A 19,603-nucleotide genomic window follows, 5' to 3' on the forward strand; every position below is an offset into this window, starting at 1 on the left:
ACACTATTCGGCATTCATAGCCCGGCACTCATAGAGAATCGGAAGGAACATGGCCAAGAAAACCTATCCCGCCAATCACGCGCATCCCCGTTACTGGGGGGCCTGGCTCGGCATCGGCCTGATGCGAGCGGGAGCGCTGCTGCCCTGGCGCCTCAAGCTGGCGCTGGGTCGAGGCATCGGATTGTTGACCTGGAAGCTGGCCAAACGGCGGCGCTATATCACCGATACCAACCTGGCGCTGTGCTTTCCCGAACTGGACGATCGGCAGCGCGCGGAGCTGGTCAGGAAGACTTTCATCGCCAACGGGATCGGCATTCTCGAAACCGCAACCGGCTGGTGCCGCGACCCGGAGCATCTGCGCCACCGCGTGACCTTCAAGGGCACCGAGCACATGGAGCAGGCCATGGCGCAGGGGAAGGGCGCGTTGATCATCGGCATCCATTTCTCGACGCTGGATCTCGGCGGCGCGCTGCATTCGCTGTTCTTCCCCGCCGATGTGGTCTACCGGCCTCACGACAACCCGGTGTTCGAGGACTTCATGACCCGCGCCCGGCGTGGCATCTTCGGCGCGGCCATCGACCGTCATGACCTGCGTGGCGTCGTTCGCCGGATCAAGTCGGGCCATGCCGTGTGGTATTCCCCGGATCAGGATTTCGGCCGCGAGGTGAGCGTCTTCGCGCCATTCTTCGGCATTCCTGCTGCCTCGATCAAGCTGACGGCCAAGATCGCCAGAATGACCGGCGCTCCCGTCATGCCGCTCATGTTCCACCGCAATCCCGACGACCGGACCTACACGCTCGAGTACCTGCCGCCGCTGGAGAACTTCCCGAGTGGTGACGATGTCGCCGATGCCGCACAGGTGAATGCCTTCATCGAGCAGGCGATCCGCCGTCACCCCGAGCAGTATTTGTGGCTGCACCGGCGTTTCAAGACCCGTCCGCCGGGTGAAGCGTCCTTTTATTGAACGGGCAGGCAAGCGCGAAACTTGACGAAAACGCAATGAACGACAAGGCTTAGTTAGCCCTCACGGAACGAGAGGGTGGCTTGGCAGGCGGTCGATATTACCGGCGCCAGCAAGTCCAACGGGTCAGCACAGGAAGAGTTGCCATGCTTAGTTATGCCGTGATTTTTCTCATCGTCGCTATCATCGCCGGGGTTCTGGGTTTTGGCGGTATCGCCGGCGCCGCAGCGACGATCGCCAAGGTCTTGTTCGTGATCTTTCTGATCCTGTTCGTCGTCTCGCTGATTCGCGGACGAGGTCGTTGAAGTCTGACAGGACCGGTCGCCAATCGACGTTGCCGCTGACGACCTTGGTTGCTCACGATTTTGGCGACTAACGGCCATAGTCTCTAATAGCCACAGTCTCTAACAGACATGGTCTCTAGCAGACATGGTCTCTAACAAATACCCCGCCTTGATGGCGGGGTATTTGATCTTGAGGCATGAACGCGAATGAAATCAGGCGTCGATACGCTTGTACTTCATGCGCTTTGGCGTGTCGTTGCCGACCCGCTTGTGGTAGTCCGCTTCATACTCGGTGTAGTTACCCTCGAAGAAGACGACGTTGGAATCACCCTCGTACGCCAGGATATGCGTAGCGATGCGGTCCAGGAACCAGCGGTCGTGCGAGATGACCAGCGCGCAGCCGGGGAAGGCCAGCAAGGCCTCTTCCAGCGCTCGCAGCGTCTCGATGTCGAGATCGTTGGACGGTTCGTCGAGCAGCAGCACGTTGGCGGCCTGCTTCAGCGTCTGGGCCAACTGCAGGCGTCCGCGCTCCCCGCCCGAAAGTTCGCTCAGGCGCTTCTGCTGGTCGGTTCCCTTGAAGTTGAACCGGCCGACGTAGGCGCGTGAAGAGACCTCGTAGCCATTGATGTTGAGGATGTCCTGGCCGCCGGAGACGGCTTCCCACACGGTCTGGGAATTGTCGAAATGGTCGCGCAGCTGTTCGACGTAGGCCACGTCCACCGTATCGCCCAGCACCACCTCGCCGCTGTCCGGCTGCTCGTTGCCGGCGATCAGCTTGAACAGGGTCGACTTGCCGGCCCCGTTGCCGCCGACGATCCCGACGATCGCACCGGTCGGTATCTGGAAGGAGAGGTTGTCGAACAGCATCTTCTCGTCGAAGCGCTTGCTGACATCGTGGAACTCGATGACCTTGTCACCCAGCCGCGGCCCGGGCGGAATGTAGATCTCGTTGGTCTCGTTGCGCTTCTGGTAGTCGCCGGACTGCAACTCCTCGAAGCGGTTGAGACGCGCCTTGCTCTTGGCCTGTCGGCCCTTGGCATTCTGGCGAACCCACTCCAGCTCCTGCTTGATCGCGCGCTGGCGTCCCGCTTCCTGCTTGGCTTCCTGGGCGAGACGCTGCTCCTTGGACTCGAGCCACTGGGAGTAGTTGCCCTCGAACGGAATACCGTGGCCGCGGTCGAGTTCCAGGATCCAGCCGGCGACATTGTCGAGGAAGTAGCGGTCGTGGGTAATGGCGACGACGGTGCCCGGGTAGTCGTGCAGGAAGCGCTCGAGCCAGGCCACGGATTCGGCATCCAGGTGGTTGGTCGGCTCGTCAAGCAGCAGCATGTCCGGGCTGGAGAGCAGCAGGCGGCAGAGCGCCACGCGGCGACGCTCGCCCCCGGAAAGATGCCCGACGCTGGCTTCCCACGGCGGCAGGCGCAGCGCTTCGGCGGCGACTTCCAGCTTGCGCTCGATGTTGTGCGCATCGGCGGCTTCGATGATGTTCTCCAGACGCGCCTGTTGCGCGGCCAGCGCATCGAAGTCGGCATCCGGCTCGGCATAGGCCGCATAGACGGCTTCCAGTTCCGCCTGGGCCTGCTTGACCTCGCCGAGGGCTTCCTCGACCGTCTCGCGGACGTTCTTGCTGTCGTCGAGCTCGGGCTCCTGCGGCAGGTAGCCGATGTTGATGCCCGGCATCGGCCGGGCTTCGCCGTTATATTCGGTGTCGACGCCGGCCATGATGCGCAGCAGCGTCGATTTTCCCGAGCCGTTGAGACCGAGCACGCCGATCTTGGCGCCGGGGAAGAAGGAGAGCGAGATGTCTTTCAGGATCTCGCGCTTCGGGGGGACGATCTTGCCCACCCGGTTCATGGTGTAAACGTATTGCGCCATGGAAATCCGATAGTAATTCGCAGTGGATAGAAAGTAATTCGCAGTGGATAAAAACAGGCAGTCATCGCTGCAGCGCCCGTCAACGGGGCCCAGCGTCTGACAGGCAGGGTAAACGAGTCGTGCCGACAATGCGAACGGGCGCCTGGAGGCGCCCGTCGGGGGTAATGCGGAAAGCCGCTGTCGGCCTACTCTTCTTCGTCGCCGAAATCGTTGTACCAGTCATCTTCGATGGCACGTTTCAGACGACGCTCTTCCAGCAATGCCTCGACCTGACGCCTGGCACGCAGCGTATCCGCCTTGCTGCTGCGTGGACGTTCGAACTGCTCGTCGTTGATGGCTTCGGAAAAATCCTGATCCTCGACGTAATCCTCACGGCTCATGTTTTAGCCCTCCCGTGAAATCGCATCTCAGTGACGCTCCGGGCTATATATCGTCGAATGCCGCCGGGTACAAGATTTTCTTGGTTAAAAAAAACTATCGCCGCGCAAGGCGGCGATAAGTTCAGGTTTCTGCTGAGGTTTCAGGCCGGATCGCGCTCGGCTTTCAGCGCCTCGAGTTCCTGCAGAGTCTCGATCAGACTGGTGACATCCTTCTGCACGCCGACGAAATAGGTGAGCCTGTCTTCCTCGTCGTAGACCGGCGTGATCGAGAGCTCGTTCCAGAACTGGCTGCCGTCCTTGCGATAGTTGCGCAGCACTTCGCGGCACGGCTTGCCTTCGCGCAGGGCGGTGCGCACCCGGTCGATGGCCGGCTGGTCGCGATCGCCATTCTGCAGAAAGCGGCAGTCGCGATAGAGAATCTCGTCGACGCTGTAGCCCGTCAGGCGTTCGAAGCCCTGATTGGCGTAGATCAGAATGTTCTCGTCGCCTTCCTGTTCAGCCACCACGATGCCGTCATCCGAGGCGTTGACGATACGTTCGAGTAGCGCCGGGCTGATCATGGGCGGTTGCTTACTGGTACTGGCCATCCTTGCCTCCAGACTGGGCATTCGACGGATTGTAGGGTCGACACGATCGAACATCATGCCACGGTGTTTCGGGATTACAACGCTTCACGATGCGTCAGGGTCCTCGACTTCCACCAGGGCATGGGAGCTGAGCGCAGCCGCCACGGCCAGTGCCGCAAGCACCAGCAGAAGGCCTGCACTGCCTAGCCATTGCGCCAGGCCCCCGAGCAACAGCCCGACGACGAGCATCAGGACGCCGGTGAAGGTATTGGAAAACGCGACGTAGAGCGCGCGGGTATTGCTGTCCGACAGATCGACGACGTAGGTCTTGCGGCCCAGGCGTATCCCTGCATGGGCGATCATCAGCAGGCCGTAGATCAGGGCGTAGGGCCACACGCTTTCGCGCGCCGCGTCCGGCAGCCATACGCAGGCAGCGCCCGCCAGGCAGCACACCGCGGCGCCGATGGCGCTGTTGCGCATTACCCGCCGGCTGGAGCGATCGGCCAGACGCCCCCAGATCGGGCCGGCGATCATGCTGGCCGCACCGGAGGTCACGATCAGGATGCCGAGACTGGCCAGATCCGTGCCGCTGTTCTGCTGGCCTAGCAGGGCGAGGTAGGGCAGGGCGAGCGCGCTGGACAGCAGCAGCGCCCGCGAGAGATTGAAATGCAAAAAGCGACGATCGCGGCGCATCAGCGAAACACCCTGCTTGACGCTGTCCCAGGCGTTGGCACCGCCTTCGGTGGCTCCCGGCGCTTCACGTATCGCGGCGGCGCAGAGCGCGTTCAGGCCCCAGCCCAGCGCGGCGGCGAACAACAGGATGGCCAGCGCCCAGGTGCCGGGCTGATCCCCCATGACGACCATGGCGGCGCCGATGAGCAGGGTGAGCGCCCCCGCAACGCTGGCACTCCACCCCATCAGCGTGCCCCGGCGCTGCTTGGCAATGGTCTTGCCCAGCACATCCTTGGTGGAAACCGACGATAGCCCACGGCCGAGCGACAGCCCGGTCAGCGCGACCAGTACCAGCGCGCCGCCCCAGCTGCCGTGACCGAAAAGCGCCAGCAGTGCCAGCAGCAGGGCGCCGATCGCCTGGACGATGCCGCCGGTGACCCAGACCCATTTGCGGATCGGGCGCAGCCGGATGTAGCCGGCGATCAGCAGTTGCGGCAGCAGGGCGCCTGCCTCGCGGATGGGTACCAGCAGACCGACCATCCACACCGGTGCGCCGATCGCGCCCATCAGCCACGGCAGGATCAGGCGAGCGTTGGAGAGTTCGTCGGCGAGCTTGTTGCCGAGTGCGGCGACGAGATGACGGAAGAAGTTGCCGGGTTGTTCCTGACACGCCTCGTCGGAGATGTCGCGACACATGCGGCTGTCTTCATCACCGGTGACGCGTTCGAAGAGGCGAGTGAGGCTGGCTTCATTGGCTGACATGCAAAACGTTCCCTGTTTTCTGTTATCCCAGTGACAAGCTATTGGCGACAGGCAGTCTACGAGGAACCCTGGGCGCCGAACGCGACGCTGCCGACACGACGTTTCCCTCTCTCTGCTTGAGCGAGCCGTCCGGCCGAGCGCATCATGGGCGTTTTCAACGCTGTCGGCATGAGTGCGGCAGATTCGTGCCACCGGCTCGGGAGAACAGAGAGATGGCCAAGGTTCGTATTCATTATTGTACCCAATGCCAGTGGTTGCTGCGTGCGGGCTGGTATGCCCAGGAACTGCTGCAGACCTTCGGCGAAGATCTCGAGCAGGTAGCTCTGGCGCCCAGCCACGGCGGACACTTCGAAGTGCTCTACGACGAAGAGACGCTGTGGGAGCGCAAACGCGACGGCGGCTTTCCCGATATCAAGGAACTGAAGCGGCGCGTTCGCGACCGTCTCGACCCCGAACGGGATCTGGGGCATACGGATAGAGCTTGAAGCTGGAAGAGCGGCGCTACGCGCCTGGAAGCGGGAAGAAAAAGCAAAGCCGACCCCCTACGGCAATAGCGATAATCGCATCCTGTCTTCGGGCTTCGGGCTTCGGGCTTCGGGCTTCGGGCTTCGGGCTTCGGGCTTCGGGCTTCGGGCTTCGGGCTTCGGGCTTCGGGCTTCGGTCGGTTGCCGGTAGCCTGGCTTGCGGTATTCTCCTGCAGCTCGCAGCTCGCAGCTCGCAGCTCGCAGCTCGCAGCTCGCAGCTCGCAGCTCGCAGCTCGTCTCACCACCAACGCTTACGCTTGAGCAACCACATCACCCCGCCGCCGACCAGGACGGTAATGGTGAGGAAGATCAGGAAACCGTAGGGGCTTTCGGCGCCGGGGATGCCGCCGACGTTGATGCCCAGCAGGCCGGTCAGGAAACTCAGCGGCAGGAACACGGTGGTGACGATCGCCAGCATGTACATCCGCTGGTTCAGGCGCTCGTTGTGTTCGCTGAAGAGTTGTTCCTGCAGGATCAGCGCGCGCTCCTGCATGGCGTGGAAGTCTTCCACGTAGCGTGAAAGCTGGTTGGCACTCTCGCGGATCGATACCTTGGTGTCCTCGTCGAACCAGTCCGGCCCGTGAGCGATCTGATCCAGGCAGTCCCGCTGCGGGCCCATGAAACGCCGCAAGGTGATCAGCGAACGCCGCAGCCGGGAAAGGTCGTCCGGCTCGATCTCGCGATCGCTCAACTGATCCTCCTCAAGTTCGCCTAGGCGGTCGTCGAGTTCATGGGCGACATCGCCGACCCTGTCCACCAGGGTCTCCGTCAGCCACGCCAGCAGGTCCGGGACCGAAAGCGCGCCGTCACCGTTGTCGATGCGTTCACGCACGTCACCGACCGATTTCAGCGGCCGGCGGCGCAAGGTAATCAGGCGGTTGGGCGCAATCCAGATGCGCAGTGAAATGAGATCTTCCGGCGCGGCCCCCGGGTTGAGGTTGATACCGCGCAGCGTGCTGACGGCGCCATTGCGAAACTTGGCGACGCGGGGGCGAGTATCTTCTTCCAGCAGCGCCTCGACCGGTGCCTCGTCGAGCCCGGCGATATCCACGAGGTAGGTGCGAACGTCTTCATGCCGAAAGTCGAGATGCATCCACAGCGGACGCTGGGGATCGGCCCAGGCCTCGCGCAACTGGCGAACGCTGAGCAGGGTGCCGCCGCCTTTTCCGTCCAGTTCGTAGGCGGCGACCAGCGCCGTTTCTGCCTCCATCGTCAAACTCCTCGTCGAAGCGTGTCTCGGCTCGCCATGCCGCGAGTCTTTTCAAGACGTTAACGATAGCATGCCGGCGAAATCGGCGGGCATGAGGGCTGGCGCAGATCCAGTCCGACGGACAACAGACTCGACGCGAAGAGGATCACTCATCCTCGTCCGAGGAGGAGAGCATTGGTTCCAGTTGCGACCAGACGTTCTCGAGGATGATCGGCTGTGCCTCGGCAGTGGGGTGGATGCCATCACTCTGGAGCATGCCGTCGAGGTCGACGCCCTCGAGCAGAAACGGCAGCAACGGCACGTCGTGCTCGCTGGCCAACTGCGCGAAGACTTCACGGAAGGCCTGGGTATAGGCGGGACCATAGTTGGGAGGGACCTCGATACCGAGCAACAGGACCTCGGCGCCTTTCTCCTGGCTACGCTCGATCATCTTGGCCAGATTGACCTGCATCTGCTGGGGGGAGAGCCCGCGCAGGCCATCGTTGCCACCGAGCTCCAGCAGAACGATATCGGGATGGTATTGTCCCAGAATGTCGGGTAGCCGTGCCGAGCCGCCGGATGTCGTCTCGCCGCTGATGCTGGCGTTGACGACCTCGTGCTCATCGCCGAGCCGCTGTTTCAGGAGATTGACCCAGCCCGCCTGCGGGTCGATCCCGTAGGCCGCGCTCAGGCTGTCGCCCATGACCAGAATGGTATCGGCACGCGCCGCGCCGGGCGTCAGCGACAGCACGGCAAGACACAACAATAGCGCGGCACCTGCACAGCGCCTTGCCATCCTGGCGAAAGGCATCTTGACGATAGGCATCTCAATACCAGGCACAGGGAAACCAGGCACCATGTCTCACTCCTCGGACAATCAGCAAAAGCGAATTTTATACGCCAACCAACTCGGTAAACGGGTGACGAGCGGGGAACGGGAGCTCGTCATCCTCGAATCGCTGGCGCTGGATGTCGAACGCGGTGAGAGTGTCGCCATCGTGGGAAGTTCCGGTGCCGGCAAGTCGACGCTGCTCGGCCTGCTCGCAGGGCTCGATTCGCCCAGCTCGGGAGAGCTCGAAATGTTCGGCCAATCCCTGAGCGCTCTCGACGAAGACGGGCGGGCGGCACTGCGTGCGGGGCGCGTCGGCTTCGTTTTTCAGAACTTCCAGTTATTACCCACTCTTACCGCCATGGAAAACGTTATGTTGCCGTTGGAACTGTCGCCACGGCAAGACATAGCGGCCAAAAGTCGTCAATGCCTGGAGCGCGTTGGCCTGGGCGCGCGCCTCGACCACCTGCCGAAGCAGCTTTCCGGTGGCGAGCAGCAGCGGGTGGCGGTGGCGCGTGCCTTCGTGACCGACCCTGACCTCGTCTTCGCCGACGAGCCGACCGGCAACCTCGACGAGGCAACCGGCAAGCGTATCATCGATCTGCTGTTCGAGCTCAACCGAGAGTCCGGCACGACTTTGATCCTGGTGACGCACGACATGGCCCTCGCCAGACGATGCGATCGCTGCCTGCAGCTCGAAGGCGGCAGGTTGCAGGCGCTCGAACGGCAGCGGCAAGAGGTCGATGCATGAACCTGATCGCACTATCGCTCAAGGGGCTCCGGCGCGATCTGCGCGCTTCCGACGTGCGGGCCCTGTTCGTGGCGCTGGCGCTGGCCGTAGCCGCAACCACCATGATCGGCTTCTTCCTCGACCGGCTCGACCGCGGGCTGACCCGCCAGGCGGGCCAGCTGCTTGGCGGGGATCTGGTGCTGGAGCAGGGCCAGGCCTTCGACGACGAACTCCGCCAGACGCTGCGCCAGGCCGGGCTCGAATTGAGCGATCAGGTCGACCTGGTATCGATGGTCAGCCAGGCGGATGCCTTCCAGCCGGCGGGGCTCAAGGTGGTGGACGATCATTACCCGCTCTACGGGCAGGTTCGCGTCGACCGGGGCAATGGTATCGAAGGGCTGGCGCACGGCCCGCCGCCGGGGAGCGCCTGGATCGCGCCGCGCCTGGCGCAATTGCTGGATGCCGGCATCGGCGACACGGTGCAGGTCGGCTCGCTCTCGCTGACCGTCACTGGACTGGTCGAGCGCGAACCCGATCAGCAGGGCGGATTCTCTGGCCTGGCGCCGCGCATCATGCTCAACCTGCAGGATCTCGAGGCGACCGGGCTGGTCCGGCCCGGCTCGCGGATCGAGTACGAGATACTGGCCGCCGGGCCGCCGGCGGCGATCGACGGTCTCGAAAGCCGGCTCGATGCGCTGCGCGACGCGGGTGTCGAGATTCGCGACGTGCGCGTGGACCGGCCCAGCCTGGGGCGGTCGCTGGATCGGGCGCAGAAATACCTCAGCCTCGCCGGGCTGGCGGCGGTGCTGCTCGCCGGTGTCGCGGTCGCCATGGCCACGCGACGCTATGTCGACCGCCATCTGGACACGGCCGCGCTGCTGCGCTGTTTCGGCGCGTCCCAACGCCAGCTGGGCCAGCTCTTCGCCTGGCAACTGGCGTGGCTGGGGCTGGTCGCGGCAGCGGTCGGGGCGCTGCTGGGGCTTGCCGGGCAGGCCGCGCTGCTGGCACTGCTGACACGTTTCCTGCCGCTGGAACTGCCCCCGCCCGGCGGCATGCCGTGGCTGATGGGCGTACTCACCGCGCTGGCGGTGCTGGTCGGCTTCGCCGGCCCGACCCTGCTGCGGCTCAAGCGGGTCAGCGCGCTCAAGGTGCTGCGCCGGGAGCTCGATCCGATTCCGGCATCTGGCTGGGTGGTGGTGGTCGTCGCCAGCCTGGTCTTCGGCGCGCTGCTCTGGCTCTACTCCGGCGACCCGCTGCTGTCGGTGGGCATTCTGCTCGGCGGTCTGGTGGCGCTGGTCGTGCTGTGGGGCATCGGCCAGCTGATGTTGAACCTGCTGCTCGCGGTGTTGGCGCGGCTGCCGCAACGCAGTCAGCAGGGCAGGGCGTGGCAGCTCGGTGGTCGCCAGCTGGCGAGACGACGCACCGCCAGCCTGGGCCAGTTGCTGGCGTTCTCGGTCACCTTCGCGGCGATGGCGATCATCGCGCTGGTGCGCGGCGACCTGCTGACGACCTGGCAGGCCCAGCTGCCGGCGGATACGCCCAACTACTTCGCGATCAATATCCAGCCGCAGGAGCGCGACGGCGTCGAATCGCTGATCGACAGCGCCGCCGACACCACCAGCGGCCTTTATCCCATGGTGCGGGGGCGGCTGACCGCCATCGACGGCGAACCCCCGCAACAGCAGGTGCCGGAGGAACACCGGACCGACGGCGCGCTGCGGCGGGATCTCAACCTCACCTGGCGGGCGACGCTGCCCGAAGGCAACCGGATCACCGAAGGGTCGTGGTTCGATGCAGACGCAAACTCAGACACAGACGCCACGGCCGCGAATGACGGCTCGGTGCCAATATCGGTCGAAGAGGAGCTGGCGGGCCGGCTCGGCCTTTCGCTCGGCGACGAACTGACCTTCACCATCGGCAGCGACAGCGTGACTGGCCGGGTCACCAGCCTGCGCCATCTCGACTGGGAGAGCTTCCAGCCCAACTTCTTCATCATCTTCCCGCCCGGCGCCCTGGACGGCTTCGGTCACAGCTACATCACCTCGTTCCACTTGCCCGATGCCGGCGACGAGATGCTGGGCGAGATGGTGCAGCGGTATCCGGGGGTCTCGGTGATCAACGTCGAGGCGCTGCTGGAGCAGGTGCGCGTCATTCTCGGCCAGGTGACGCGGGCCATCGAGTTCGTGCTGGGCTTCGTGCTGCTGGCCGGCATCAGCGTGCTCTACGCGGCGCTCACCGCCAGCCGCCCGGCACGGGCCCACGAAGGCGCGCTGCTGCGGGTATTCGGCGCCGGCAATCGCACCCTGGCGCGCATGCAGTGGGCAGAGTTCGCGCTGCTCGGTTTCGCCAGCGGGCTGCTGGGCGCGGCACTGGCCGAGGCTTCCGCCCTCGGCATCTACGGCTGGCTGGGGCTGGCGCCCAGAATGCACTGGCTGATGTGGGGCATCATGCCGCTATTGGGCGCGGCAATCGTGGGCGGCATCGGCTACCTGCTTTCCCGCAGCAGCCGCCGGCAAGCGCCAATGGCCAGCCTGCGGCTGCTGGGAGAAACCTGAAGCCAAAGCGGCGTCTCGAAGAAGGCTCGGTGTTCACGAATCGTTCGGGAGACATCGGGCTGACGCGCCTGAAACGCCGGATGCCGCTAATGCGCACGTTTTACCGACGCTAAAGCCAACGTGAGAAATTATGGTCCAGCGCATGACGGACTTTCATGGGAAAGGCCCTTAACGCTGGGGTATCATTGCCGCCCATCATTTGAGATCGAGCCACCGGATGCCGGACGAGTGCCGGTGGCAGTCGAACCATCCCCGAGCCGAGGATACCCGTCGATGTTCAACCGAGAGATGCAGATTGCCGGATTCGATGACGCCCTCTGGGACGCGATGCAAAAGGAAGACGCGCGCCAGGAAGCCCACATCGAACTGATCGCTTCCGAGAACTATGCCAGCCCGCGCGTGATGCAGGCCCAGGGCACGCAGCTGACCAACAAGTACGCGGAAGGCTATCCCGGCAAGCGCTACTACGGCGGCTGCGAGCATGTCGACGTGGTCGAGCAACTGGCGATCGACTACGCCAAGGAACTGTTCGGCGCGACCTACGCCAACGTGCAGCCGCACTCCGGCTCCCAGGCCAACGGCGCGGTCTTCCAGGCGCTGGTCAAGCCCGGCGACACCGTCCTCGGCATGAGCCTGGACGCCGGCGGCCACCTGACCCACGGTGCCAAGCCGAGCTTCTCCGGCAAGCACTACAACGCAATTCAGTACGGCATCGACGAGAGCGGCCGGATCGACTACGAAGAAGTCGCCAGGCTGGCGCGCGAGCATCAGCCGAAGATGATCATCGCCGGCTTCTCCGCCTACTCGCAGATCATCGACTGGTCGAAATTCCGCCAGATCGCCGATGAAGTGGGCGCGTTTCTGCTGGTCGACATGGCGCACATCGCCGGGCTGGTCGCGGCCGGTCTCTATCCGAGCCCGCTGCCGCACGCGCACGTGGTCACCACCACCACCCACAAGACGCTGCGCGGCCCGCGCGGTGGCCTGATCCTCTCCGCCGAGAACGACGTCGACATCGAGAAGAAGCTGCAGTCCGCCGTCTTCCCCGGTGGCCAGGGCGGCCCGCTGATGCACGTCATCGCGGCCAAGGCGGTCTGCTTCAAGGAAGCGATGGACCCCGAGTTCAAGACCTACCAGCAGCAGGTGATCAAGAATGCCCAGGCGATGGCCGGCGTGTTCATCGAGCGCGGCTTCGAAGTCGTCTCCGGCGGCACCGAAGACCACCTGTTCCTGCTGTCGCTGGTCAAGCAGGGCCTGACCGGCAAGGACGCCGATGCCGCACTCGGCCGCGCCCACATCACCGTCAACAAGAACGCCGTCCCCGGCGATCCGCAGAGCCCGTTCGTCACCTCCGGCCTGCGTATCGGCACCCCGGCGGTGACCACGCGTGGCTTCGGCGAAACCGAATGCCGCGACCTGGCCGGCTGGATCTGCGACATCCTCGACGCCATGCAGCAGGGCGACTCCAGCCAGGCGGAAGCCGCAGTCAAGGCCAAGGTCGAAGCCGTCTGCTCGCGCCTGCCGGTCTATCGCTGAGTGGTGTCCCGCAGCGCGCCAACGGCGCGCTGCGGTAAATGATACGTGTTAGTAAACGACACGTGCAGTAAACGACACGTGCAGTAAACGATAGAAGGGGAAGGCGATGGAGATCCGTTGGCAGCAGCGATTTTCCAACTATGTCAATGCGCTTTCTCAGCTGGAACAAGCTGTTGAAGCTTACGGCGACACGACATTGGATATCATCAAGGAAGGCGTTATCCAGCGCTTCGAGTTCACTCACGAGCTGGCCTGGAAGGTCATGAAGGACTACCTGGAGCATGAAGGTATCCAGAACGTGACCGGATCACGCAGCGCGGCCCGTCATGCCTTCAATATCGGCCTGCTGGAAGACGGGCAGGTATGGATGGATATGATAGAAACCCGTAATCATACGGTGCATGCGTACCGCCACAGCATTCTGGAGACAGAGTTCAGGAACATCGTCGAGCGTTATTACCCGGCTCTGAAACAGTTTCGGGAGACAATGGAGCGGTATCGCTGATGTTTGGCTTGCCAGAAAGTGCGATAGAGGCCATTCGCCGGGTCTTGGCTGAATGTCCCGGTATAGAAAAGGTCGTCATCTATGGATCGAGAGCCAAAGGCACGTTCCGCCCCGGCTCCGATATCGATCTGGCACTGTACGGCGATATCTCCGATGATGACTTGTCCGCGCTCATGAATCGCCTGGACGAGCTCAACACTCCCTACCTGTTCGATATCGTGCGCTATCGCGATATCGATAACGAAGCGCTACGCGACCATATAATACGGGTAGGGCAGAGGTTCGATGAGAGCCACTCGCCGCGTAGCCCTGGCTGAGCACTCCGCCTGCCTGACCGGCGATCTCTTCGAATATATGGCGTCAAATTGGCTATGAGCAACGTCGCAGCTCGACCTGACAGAACGCCTTGCCGGGATGGATGAACACCATGCGCCTGACAGATACCCAACGCCAGACCATCCAGAATATCGTCACTGACGAGCTTGGCCCTGGCGTCTCCGTAAAGCTATTCGGCTCACGGCTGGACGATGCCGCTCGTGGTGGCGACATCGACTTGTTCATCGAGCTCGACGAGCCAGTGAAGCATCCCGCACAGCTTGCTGCCCGGCTAAGCGTACGCATCACACGCGCCATGTACGGGCGCAAGGTAGACGTGCTTCTGAGCGCGCCGAACCTCAGCGAGCAGGCGATACACAGGCTGGCGCGAGAACAGGGAGTTTTTGTATGAACGACAACCTTTCGGAGCGGCTGCGCTTCCTGAAACGCGTGGTCGAGCGTGAGATTCACCATCTTCGCTACTCATCGGGTAGCGTATTCGTCTCGCCGTTTACCGAGAAGCGTGCCGCCATGCTGGGTGAAGACGAAGCATTGGCAGAAAAACTGGAAGCCTATACCAGCCGCTTTTGCCGGCTTCAGGATACGACCGGAGACAAGCTGCTTCCGCTCTGGCTACGTGCCTTGGGCGAAAGAACGGGCGCCGTGGCCGATAACCTGGACCGCGCCGAGAAACTTGGCGTACTCGATTCTGCCGACAAATGGCTCGAGATTCGTCAGACACGCAATCAAATGATCCATGAATATATCGAGTCTCCTCAGGTTCTGGCCGACGCGATCAATACGGCTCATGGCTATGAGGAAACGCTTGTGGCGTTTGCCCTCGCCATGCTCACTGATGCCGAGCAGAGGAACCTGCTGGAATAGGCCGTGAAAATCCGGGCCGCTCCTGAAGCGACCCACAACCCGCTCAAATCACCGCCTGCGAACGGGTCAATCGGTCGATCGATCGAATAGCCGTATTCCGGACCAGCTAATCGAGGCGTCGCTTGCGACGCCTCGATCTATTCTATGACCTCTCATGATTCCCTCTCACGATGCCGCCCTCATGATGCGGATGAGAATCTGGTATCCTTTGCGCCCTGTCAGCATTGGCCTGGACGCCTACTGACCTTACATCCTCCGTTTTATCGTCCTTATAGCGAGCGATTGCATGGCCACCCAGAAAGAAGCCACCGATCTGCAACGCGCCCTCAAGGTGTGTCGCGGGTCATTCTTCTCGGTGGGGTTCTTCAGCATGTTCATCAACCTGTTGATGCTGGTTCCCCCCTTGTACATGTTGCAGGTCTACGACCGCGTAATCAGTTCCCGCAGTGAAGAAACCCTGTTCATGCTGACCCTGGTCGTCGTCTTCCTGTTCATCGTCATGGGTGGGCTGGAGCTGGTGCGCTCGCGGATTCTGATTCGCGTCGGCAACCGGCTGGACCAGCTGGTCAACCAGCGCCTCTACAGCGCCATGTTCCGGCGCAGCGTGCTGACTCAGGGCAAGCAGACGGCTCAGCCGCTGAGCGATCTGACCAACCTGCGCCAGTTTCTCACCGGCAACGGCCTGTTCGCCTTCTTCGATGCGCCCTGGGTGCCGATCTACCTGGCCGTGCTCTATCTCTTCCACCCGTGGCTGGGCGTTTTCGCCACCGTAGCGGGTATCATTCTGCTGACGCTGGCGATCGCCAACGAGAAGGCCACCAAGTCGCTGCTGGCCGAAGCCAACAGCGACCACATCAAGGCCCAGGATCTCGCCAACTCCAACCTGCGCAACTCCGAAGTGCTGCACGCCATGGGCATGCTGCCCGGCATCATGGGGCGCTGGGCCGGCAAGCATCATGAATTTCTCTCCAAGCAGTCGCAGGCCAGCGACCGTGCCGGGGCGTTGACCAACGCGTCCAAGGTGCTGCGCATGCTGTTCCAGTCGCTGATTCTCGGTCTCGGTGCGCTGCTGGTACTCGAAGGCGAAATGACGCCGGGCATGATGATCGCCGGCTCCATCCTGATGGGCCGGGCACTGGCGCCGATCGACCAGATGATCGGCAGCTGGAAGGGCTTCGTCAGCTCGCGCAGCGCCTATCATCGCCTCAACGAGCTGCTCGAGCAGATCCCCGAAGAGCAGCGTCGCATGTCATTGCCCGCCCCGCGTGGCGAGATCGCCATCGAGACCGTTGCTGCCGCGCCCCCGGGCGTACGCATGGCGACGATTCGCGGCATTAACTTCAACGTCGACAAGGGCGAGCACATCGGCATCATCGGCCCGAGCGCCGCCGGCAAGTCCACTCTGGCGCGGGTGCTGCTGGGTATCTGGCCGTCGCAGGTCGGCACGGTGCGTCTCGACGGCGCCGAGATCGCCAAGTGGAACCGTGACGAGCTTGGCCCCTATATCGGCTATCTGCCGCAGGATATCGAACTGTTCGACGGCACCATCAGCGAGAACATCGCCCGCTTCGGCGAGGTCGATCCCGAGAAGGTCGTCGCCGCTGCCAGAAAGGCCGGCGTGCACGAGATGATCCTGCAGCTACCCAACGGCTACGACACCTATATCAGCGCTTCCAGCGGCGCACTGTCCGGCGGCCAGCGCCAGCGCGTCGGGCTGGCGCGTGCGCTCTATGGCGATCCAGTGCTGGTGGTGCTAGACGAGCCCAACTCGAACCTCGACGACAGCGGCGAGCGGGCGCTGGGCGAATCGATCAAGCAGCTCAAGGCCGAAGGCGTCACGCTGTTCGTGATCAGCCATCGCAATAGCGTACTCAAGCACGTCGACAAGCTGCTGGTACTCAAGGACGGGCAGGTCAGCATGTTCGGCCCGCGCGATCAGGTGCTGGCCCAGTTCGCCAAGACCCCGGCGCAGAAAGGCCGCAGCGCTCTGGGGCGGTCGAATGCCGGCCGGCTGACCGCCGTTTCGGGCGCGAACCATTCTGGCAACGCCGACAATTCCGGCAATTCTAGCAATTCCGACAAGCCGCAATCTCGGGGGCATGAGTAGCATGGCAGGCGATAATTCCCGCAGTATCGACATTACCCCGCCCAAGCAATCGACGCCCGACGAATCGGCACCGGCCAGCCCCTTGCCCACCAGCGGCAAGGGCTATCTTCGCCTCGGGCTGGTGATCCTGCTGATCGCCTTCGGCGGCTTCGGTGGCTGGGCGGCCAGTGCCGATCTGGCGGTGTCGGTGGTGGCCCCCGGTGCGGTCTCGGTCGAATCGTTCAAGAAGACCATTCAGCATCTCGAGGGCGGCATCGTCGACGAGATCAACGTCGACGATGGCGACCACGTCGAGGCCGGCGACACCCTGCTGGTGATCGACAACACCCAGGCACGCTCGCAGCTCGCGATTTCGCGCTCCCAGTACCTGATCAACCGTGCTGCCGAAATTCGCCTGCTCGCCGAGCAGAAGGACGCCGACACGCTGACCTTTCCCGATGAACTGCTCGAGAGCGACGCCCAGCGGGTCAAGGAAGTGTTGGCCGTCCAGCGGGCGCTGTTCCAGGCACGTCGCGGGGCGCTCGAAGGCGCCCTCAGCGCGCTCGACGAACAGATGGCCCAGATGCGCGAGCAGATCGATGGCCTGCAGGACGTGATCAACGTCAATCAGGAGCGCATGAACTCGTTGCAGCAAGAAGCCCAGGACTATCGCTCCCTGTTCAAGGAAGGTCTGGGCGACAACCAGCGCCTGCGCGAGCTGGAGCGTCAGGCTCTGCAGTTCAAGGGCGATATCGCCCAGAGCCGATCCAGGATCGCCGAACTCAAGTCCCAGATCAGCGAGAACAAGGTTCAGAAGCAGGTCAAGTTGCAGGAGTTCCAGAAAGAGGTCGGCGAGCAGCTGCGGGAAGCCCAGGGCAATATCGCCGATGCCGAAGAACGCATCACCGCGCTCAGCGATCAGGTCAAGCGAACCACCGTGACCGCGCCGGTATCCGGCACCGTCGTCGGGCTGAAAGTGCATACCGTCGGCGCCGTCATCAAGCCGGGCGAGCCGATCATGGAGATCGTGCCCTCCGGTGATGACTTCATCGTCGAAGCGCGCGTTCCCGACCGCGACATCGACAACATCTACCCCGGCCAGTACGCCGAAATCCGGTTCAGCGCGTTCAACCAGCGACTGTCCAACGTCATCGACGGTGAAGTGACCAACGTCAGCGCCGACTCGTTCGAGGACGAAGCCACCGGCGCCAAGTACTACAAGGCGCGGGTCAAGGTGACCGAAGACGGCAAGCGCGAGATGACCGAGAACATGCAACTGCTCGCCGGCATGCCCGCCGAGGTGATGATTCGGACCGGCGAACGCACTTTCGCCAGCTACATGACCAAGCCCATCACCGACATGCTGGCACGCGCCATGCGGGAGGAGTGAGCATGGGTCAGGACCGTAAGCTATGGACGATGCTGCCTGGTCTGTTGTTGCCTGGTCTAGCGCTGCCTGGTCTAGCGCTGGCAGCGCAGCTGTTCTCGCCGCTGGCCGCTGCCCAGACCTCGATGATGGACGAAGTCGACGCCAGCCTGCCGGCGCTGAACGGCCAGACGGTCGCGAGCAACGAAGCTGCGCCCGTGGTCGACGAGGACGCCGCTCTGCCGTCGCTGCCGCGGTTGTTCGCCCTGGCATTGCAGAACGACGCCGATCTCACCAGCCAGCGCTTCGAGGCCGAAGCCGCTGCACAGGACGTGCCCATGGCGCAGGCCGCGCTCAAGCCGCAGATTCAGGCCTCCGCCGGCTACGTTTATCAGGAGTCGGACAACTACTACACCGACAACCCGTCCTATAACCCCGACAACGAGCTTGGCGGCAACGACGACTACGAAGCGCGCTATCAGGGCACGACCCGCGATCAGACATGGCAGGTACAGCTGTCGCAGTCGCTGTTCAGCCTCGAACGCTGGCGCAAGGTCGGCAAGGCCGAAGCGCAGAGCGATGCCGCCGAGTTGAAAGTGGCTGTTGGCGAGCGCGATCTGGCGCTACAGGTTGCCGAGGCGTATCTCGATGCCTTTCTCGCCTCGCGCAAGCTCGGCCTGCTCGACTCCAAGCAGGAGTCGCTGAATCTACAGGTCAAACAGGCCAGCCGCGCCTACGACCTGGGCGTCGGCAACCGTATCGACCTGCTCGAGGCGCAATCGCGGCTCGACCAGGCGGTCGCCGACACCGTGAGCGCCCAGAACGAACTCGACAACGCCTTGAGCCTGCTGGAACGCCTGACCGGCGAGCTGCCCCGGTTCAGCGGCGCCACGCTCGGCGATCTCGGCCAGCTGACGCTGCCGGGTGGCTGGAATGACGCCGACCCCTGGCTCGCGCGCACCATCGACAACGTCGAAGTCGCTCTCGGCAAGCAGCAGATGAAGGTCGCCGACGCGGAAGCCGACGTGCGACGCGCCGGCCACTACCCCGAGCTCGACCTGAGCCTGGGCTACTCCGATCGCGATTCCAACGATCCCTTTCGCGAAAGCAAGGACGCCTCCGCCAACCTGCGCCTGAGCGTGCCCATCTATGAAGGTGGCTACACCAGCGCCAGTGTCAGGCAGGGCGAACTGAGCCAACAGGCCGCCAAGGCCAGCTACACCAATGCCCTCAATCTGGCACGCCAGGAGGTTCGCCAGCGTTTGCGTGGCCTGCGCGGCGACGAACGCCAGATCGAAGCGCTCAAGCGCTCCATCGAATCCAGCAACCTGTTCCTGCAGGCGGCCGAGAAGGGCGAGCAGCTCGGGCTGCGCGATCTGGTCGACGTACTCGATGCGCGCGCCGATCTTTATGACCTGCGTATCCAGTTCGTCGAAGTGGTGCGCCAGTACCTGCTCGACCGGCTCAACCTGCAGGCGGCCGTCGGCGATCTCGGCACCCAGGATCTGGTCGATACCATGGCGCTGTTGTCGCGGGTGACTGGCTGAACCGCGCATTCGTCGCCCTTGATCATTGGCTCGTGG

19 protein-coding genes are annotated in these 19,603 nt (G+C 63.4%); 13 read left to right on the top strand and 6 right to left on the bottom strand.

Annotation, left to right across the window (positions count from 1 at the left end; translation table 11 throughout):
* Window positions 1-49: 49 nt before the first annotated feature.
* Window positions 50-964 (top strand): LpxL/LpxP family Kdo(2)-lipid IV(A) lauroyl/palmitoleoyl acyltransferase, encoded by a 915-nt coding sequence (lpxL, locus tag R5R73_RS05615; protein WP_322529077.1) that lies wholly within the window; start codon window positions 50-52, stop codon window positions 962-964.
* Between the two features lie 143 nt (window positions 965-1,107).
* Complete coding sequence (locus R5R73_RS05620; protein WP_071231586.1) at window positions 1,108-1,266, top strand: DUF1328 domain-containing protein; 159 nt, start codon at window positions 1,108-1,110, stop codon at window positions 1,264-1,266.
* A gap of 192 nt (window positions 1,267-1,458) precedes the next feature.
* On the opposite strand, the gene ettA is transcribed toward R5R73_RS05620, so the two are convergent.
* The 4 genes from ettA to R5R73_RS05640 form a co-directional block, all read right to left on the bottom strand.
* Complete coding sequence (ettA, locus tag R5R73_RS05625) at window positions 1,459-3,120, bottom strand: energy-dependent translational throttle protein EttA (RefSeq protein WP_110631561.1); 1,662 nt, start codon at window positions 3,118-3,120, stop codon at window positions 1,459-1,461.
* A gap of 185 nt (window positions 3,121-3,305) precedes the next feature.
* Window positions 3,306-3,500, bottom strand: a complete 195-nt coding sequence (locus tag R5R73_RS05630) for a PA3496 family putative envelope integrity protein (protein WP_071231588.1) — start codon at window positions 3,498-3,500, stop codon at window positions 3,306-3,308.
* Between the two features lie 140 nt (window positions 3,501-3,640).
* Complete coding sequence (locus R5R73_RS05635; RefSeq protein ID WP_244179798.1) at window positions 3,641-4,087, bottom strand: PAS domain-containing protein; 447 nt, start codon at window positions 4,085-4,087, stop codon at window positions 3,641-3,643.
* 84 nt (window positions 4,088-4,171) lie between these two features.
* Window positions 4,172-5,500: an MFS transporter gene (locus R5R73_RS05640; RefSeq protein WP_322529078.1), complete on the bottom strand. Its 1,329-nt coding sequence runs from the start codon at window positions 5,498-5,500 to the stop codon at window positions 4,172-4,174.
* Between the two features lie 212 nt (window positions 5,501-5,712).
* On the opposite strand from R5R73_RS05640, the gene R5R73_RS05645 reads away from it, so the two are divergent.
* Window positions 5,713-5,985 carry a SelT/SelW/SelH family protein gene (locus R5R73_RS05645; protein ID WP_071231590.1) on the top strand — a complete coding sequence of 91 codons (273 nt, stop codon included), beginning with the start codon at window positions 5,713-5,715 and terminating at the stop codon, window positions 5,983-5,985.
* A gap of 277 nt (window positions 5,986-6,262) precedes the next feature.
* Here the strand turns inward: R5R73_RS05645 and R5R73_RS05650 are convergent, their stop codons facing one another.
* Both R5R73_RS05650 and R5R73_RS05655 read right to left on the bottom strand, forming a co-directional pair.
* Complete coding sequence (locus tag R5R73_RS05650; protein ID WP_322529079.1) at window positions 6,263-7,234, bottom strand: zinc transporter ZntB; 972 nt, start codon at window positions 7,232-7,234, stop codon at window positions 6,263-6,265.
* A 145-nt stretch (window positions 7,235-7,379) separates the two neighbouring features.
* Window positions 7,380-8,039, bottom strand: a complete 660-nt coding sequence (locus R5R73_RS05655) for an arylesterase (protein WP_416221220.1) — start codon at window positions 8,037-8,039, stop codon at window positions 7,380-7,382.
* Window positions 8,040-8,070: 31 nt separating this feature from the next.
* On the opposite strand from R5R73_RS05655, the gene R5R73_RS05660 reads away from it, so the two are divergent.
* The 10 genes from R5R73_RS05660 (at window position 8,071) to R5R73_RS05705 (ending at window position 19,567) form a co-directional block, all read left to right on the top strand.
* The gene (locus R5R73_RS05660) at window positions 8,071-8,793 is read left to right on the top strand and encodes an ABC transporter ATP-binding protein (RefSeq protein WP_322529080.1); all 723 of its coding nucleotides are present in this window, start codon (window positions 8,071-8,073) and stop codon (window positions 8,791-8,793) included.
* Window positions 8,790-11,327, top strand: coding sequence for an ABC transporter permease (locus tag R5R73_RS05665; RefSeq protein ID WP_322529081.1), 2,538 nt, complete (start codon window positions 8,790-8,792; stop codon window positions 11,325-11,327). The genes R5R73_RS05660 and R5R73_RS05665 overlap by 4 nt, the downstream gene beginning before the upstream one ends.
* Before the next feature lie 273 nt (window positions 11,328-11,600).
* Complete coding sequence (gene glyA, locus R5R73_RS05670) at window positions 11,601-12,863, top strand: serine hydroxymethyltransferase (protein WP_322529082.1); 1,263 nt, start codon at window positions 11,601-11,603, stop codon at window positions 12,861-12,863.
* A gap of 106 nt (window positions 12,864-12,969) precedes the next feature.
* On the top strand, window positions 12,970-13,368 hold the full coding sequence (locus tag R5R73_RS05675) for a nucleotidyltransferase substrate binding protein (RefSeq protein WP_303856240.1): 399 nt from the start codon (window positions 12,970-12,972) through the stop codon (window positions 13,366-13,368).
* On the top strand, window positions 13,368-13,685 hold the full coding sequence (locus R5R73_RS05680; RefSeq protein WP_256961026.1) for a nucleotidyltransferase family protein: 318 nt from the start codon (window positions 13,368-13,370) through the stop codon (window positions 13,683-13,685). Before R5R73_RS05675 ends, R5R73_RS05680 begins: the two co-directional genes overlap by 1 nt.
* A gap of 110 nt (window positions 13,686-13,795) precedes the next feature.
* Window positions 13,796-14,095: a nucleotidyltransferase domain-containing protein gene (locus R5R73_RS05685; protein ID WP_087717797.1), complete on the top strand. Its 300-nt coding sequence runs from the start codon at window positions 13,796-13,798 to the stop codon at window positions 14,093-14,095.
* Entirely contained in the window at window positions 14,092-14,568 is a 477-nt protein-coding gene (locus R5R73_RS05690; protein ID WP_087717798.1) for a hypothetical protein, read from the top strand. The genes R5R73_RS05685 and R5R73_RS05690 overlap by 4 nt, the downstream gene beginning before the upstream one ends.
* A 286-nt stretch (window positions 14,569-14,854) precedes the next feature.
* The gene (locus R5R73_RS05695) at window positions 14,855-16,675 is read left to right on the top strand and encodes a type I secretion system permease/ATPase (protein ID WP_322529083.1); all 1,821 of its coding nucleotides are present in this window, start codon (window positions 14,855-14,857) and stop codon (window positions 16,673-16,675) included.
* Between the two features lies 1 nt (window position 16,676).
* Window positions 16,677-18,044: an HlyD family type I secretion periplasmic adaptor subunit gene (locus tag R5R73_RS05700; protein WP_322529084.1), complete on the top strand. Its 1,368-nt coding sequence runs from the start codon at window positions 16,677-16,679 to the stop codon at window positions 18,042-18,044.
* 2 nt (window positions 18,045-18,046) lie between these two features.
* Entirely contained in the window at window positions 18,047-19,567 is a 1,521-nt protein-coding gene (locus tag R5R73_RS05705) for a TolC family outer membrane protein (RefSeq protein ID WP_322529085.1), read from the top strand.
* Window positions 19,568-19,603 lie beyond the last annotated feature (36 nt).

The sequence above is a fragment of the Salinicola sp. LHM genome, assembly GCF_034479735.1.
Lineage (GTDB): Bacteria > Pseudomonadota > Gammaproteobacteria > Pseudomonadales > Halomonadaceae > Salinicola > Salinicola salarius.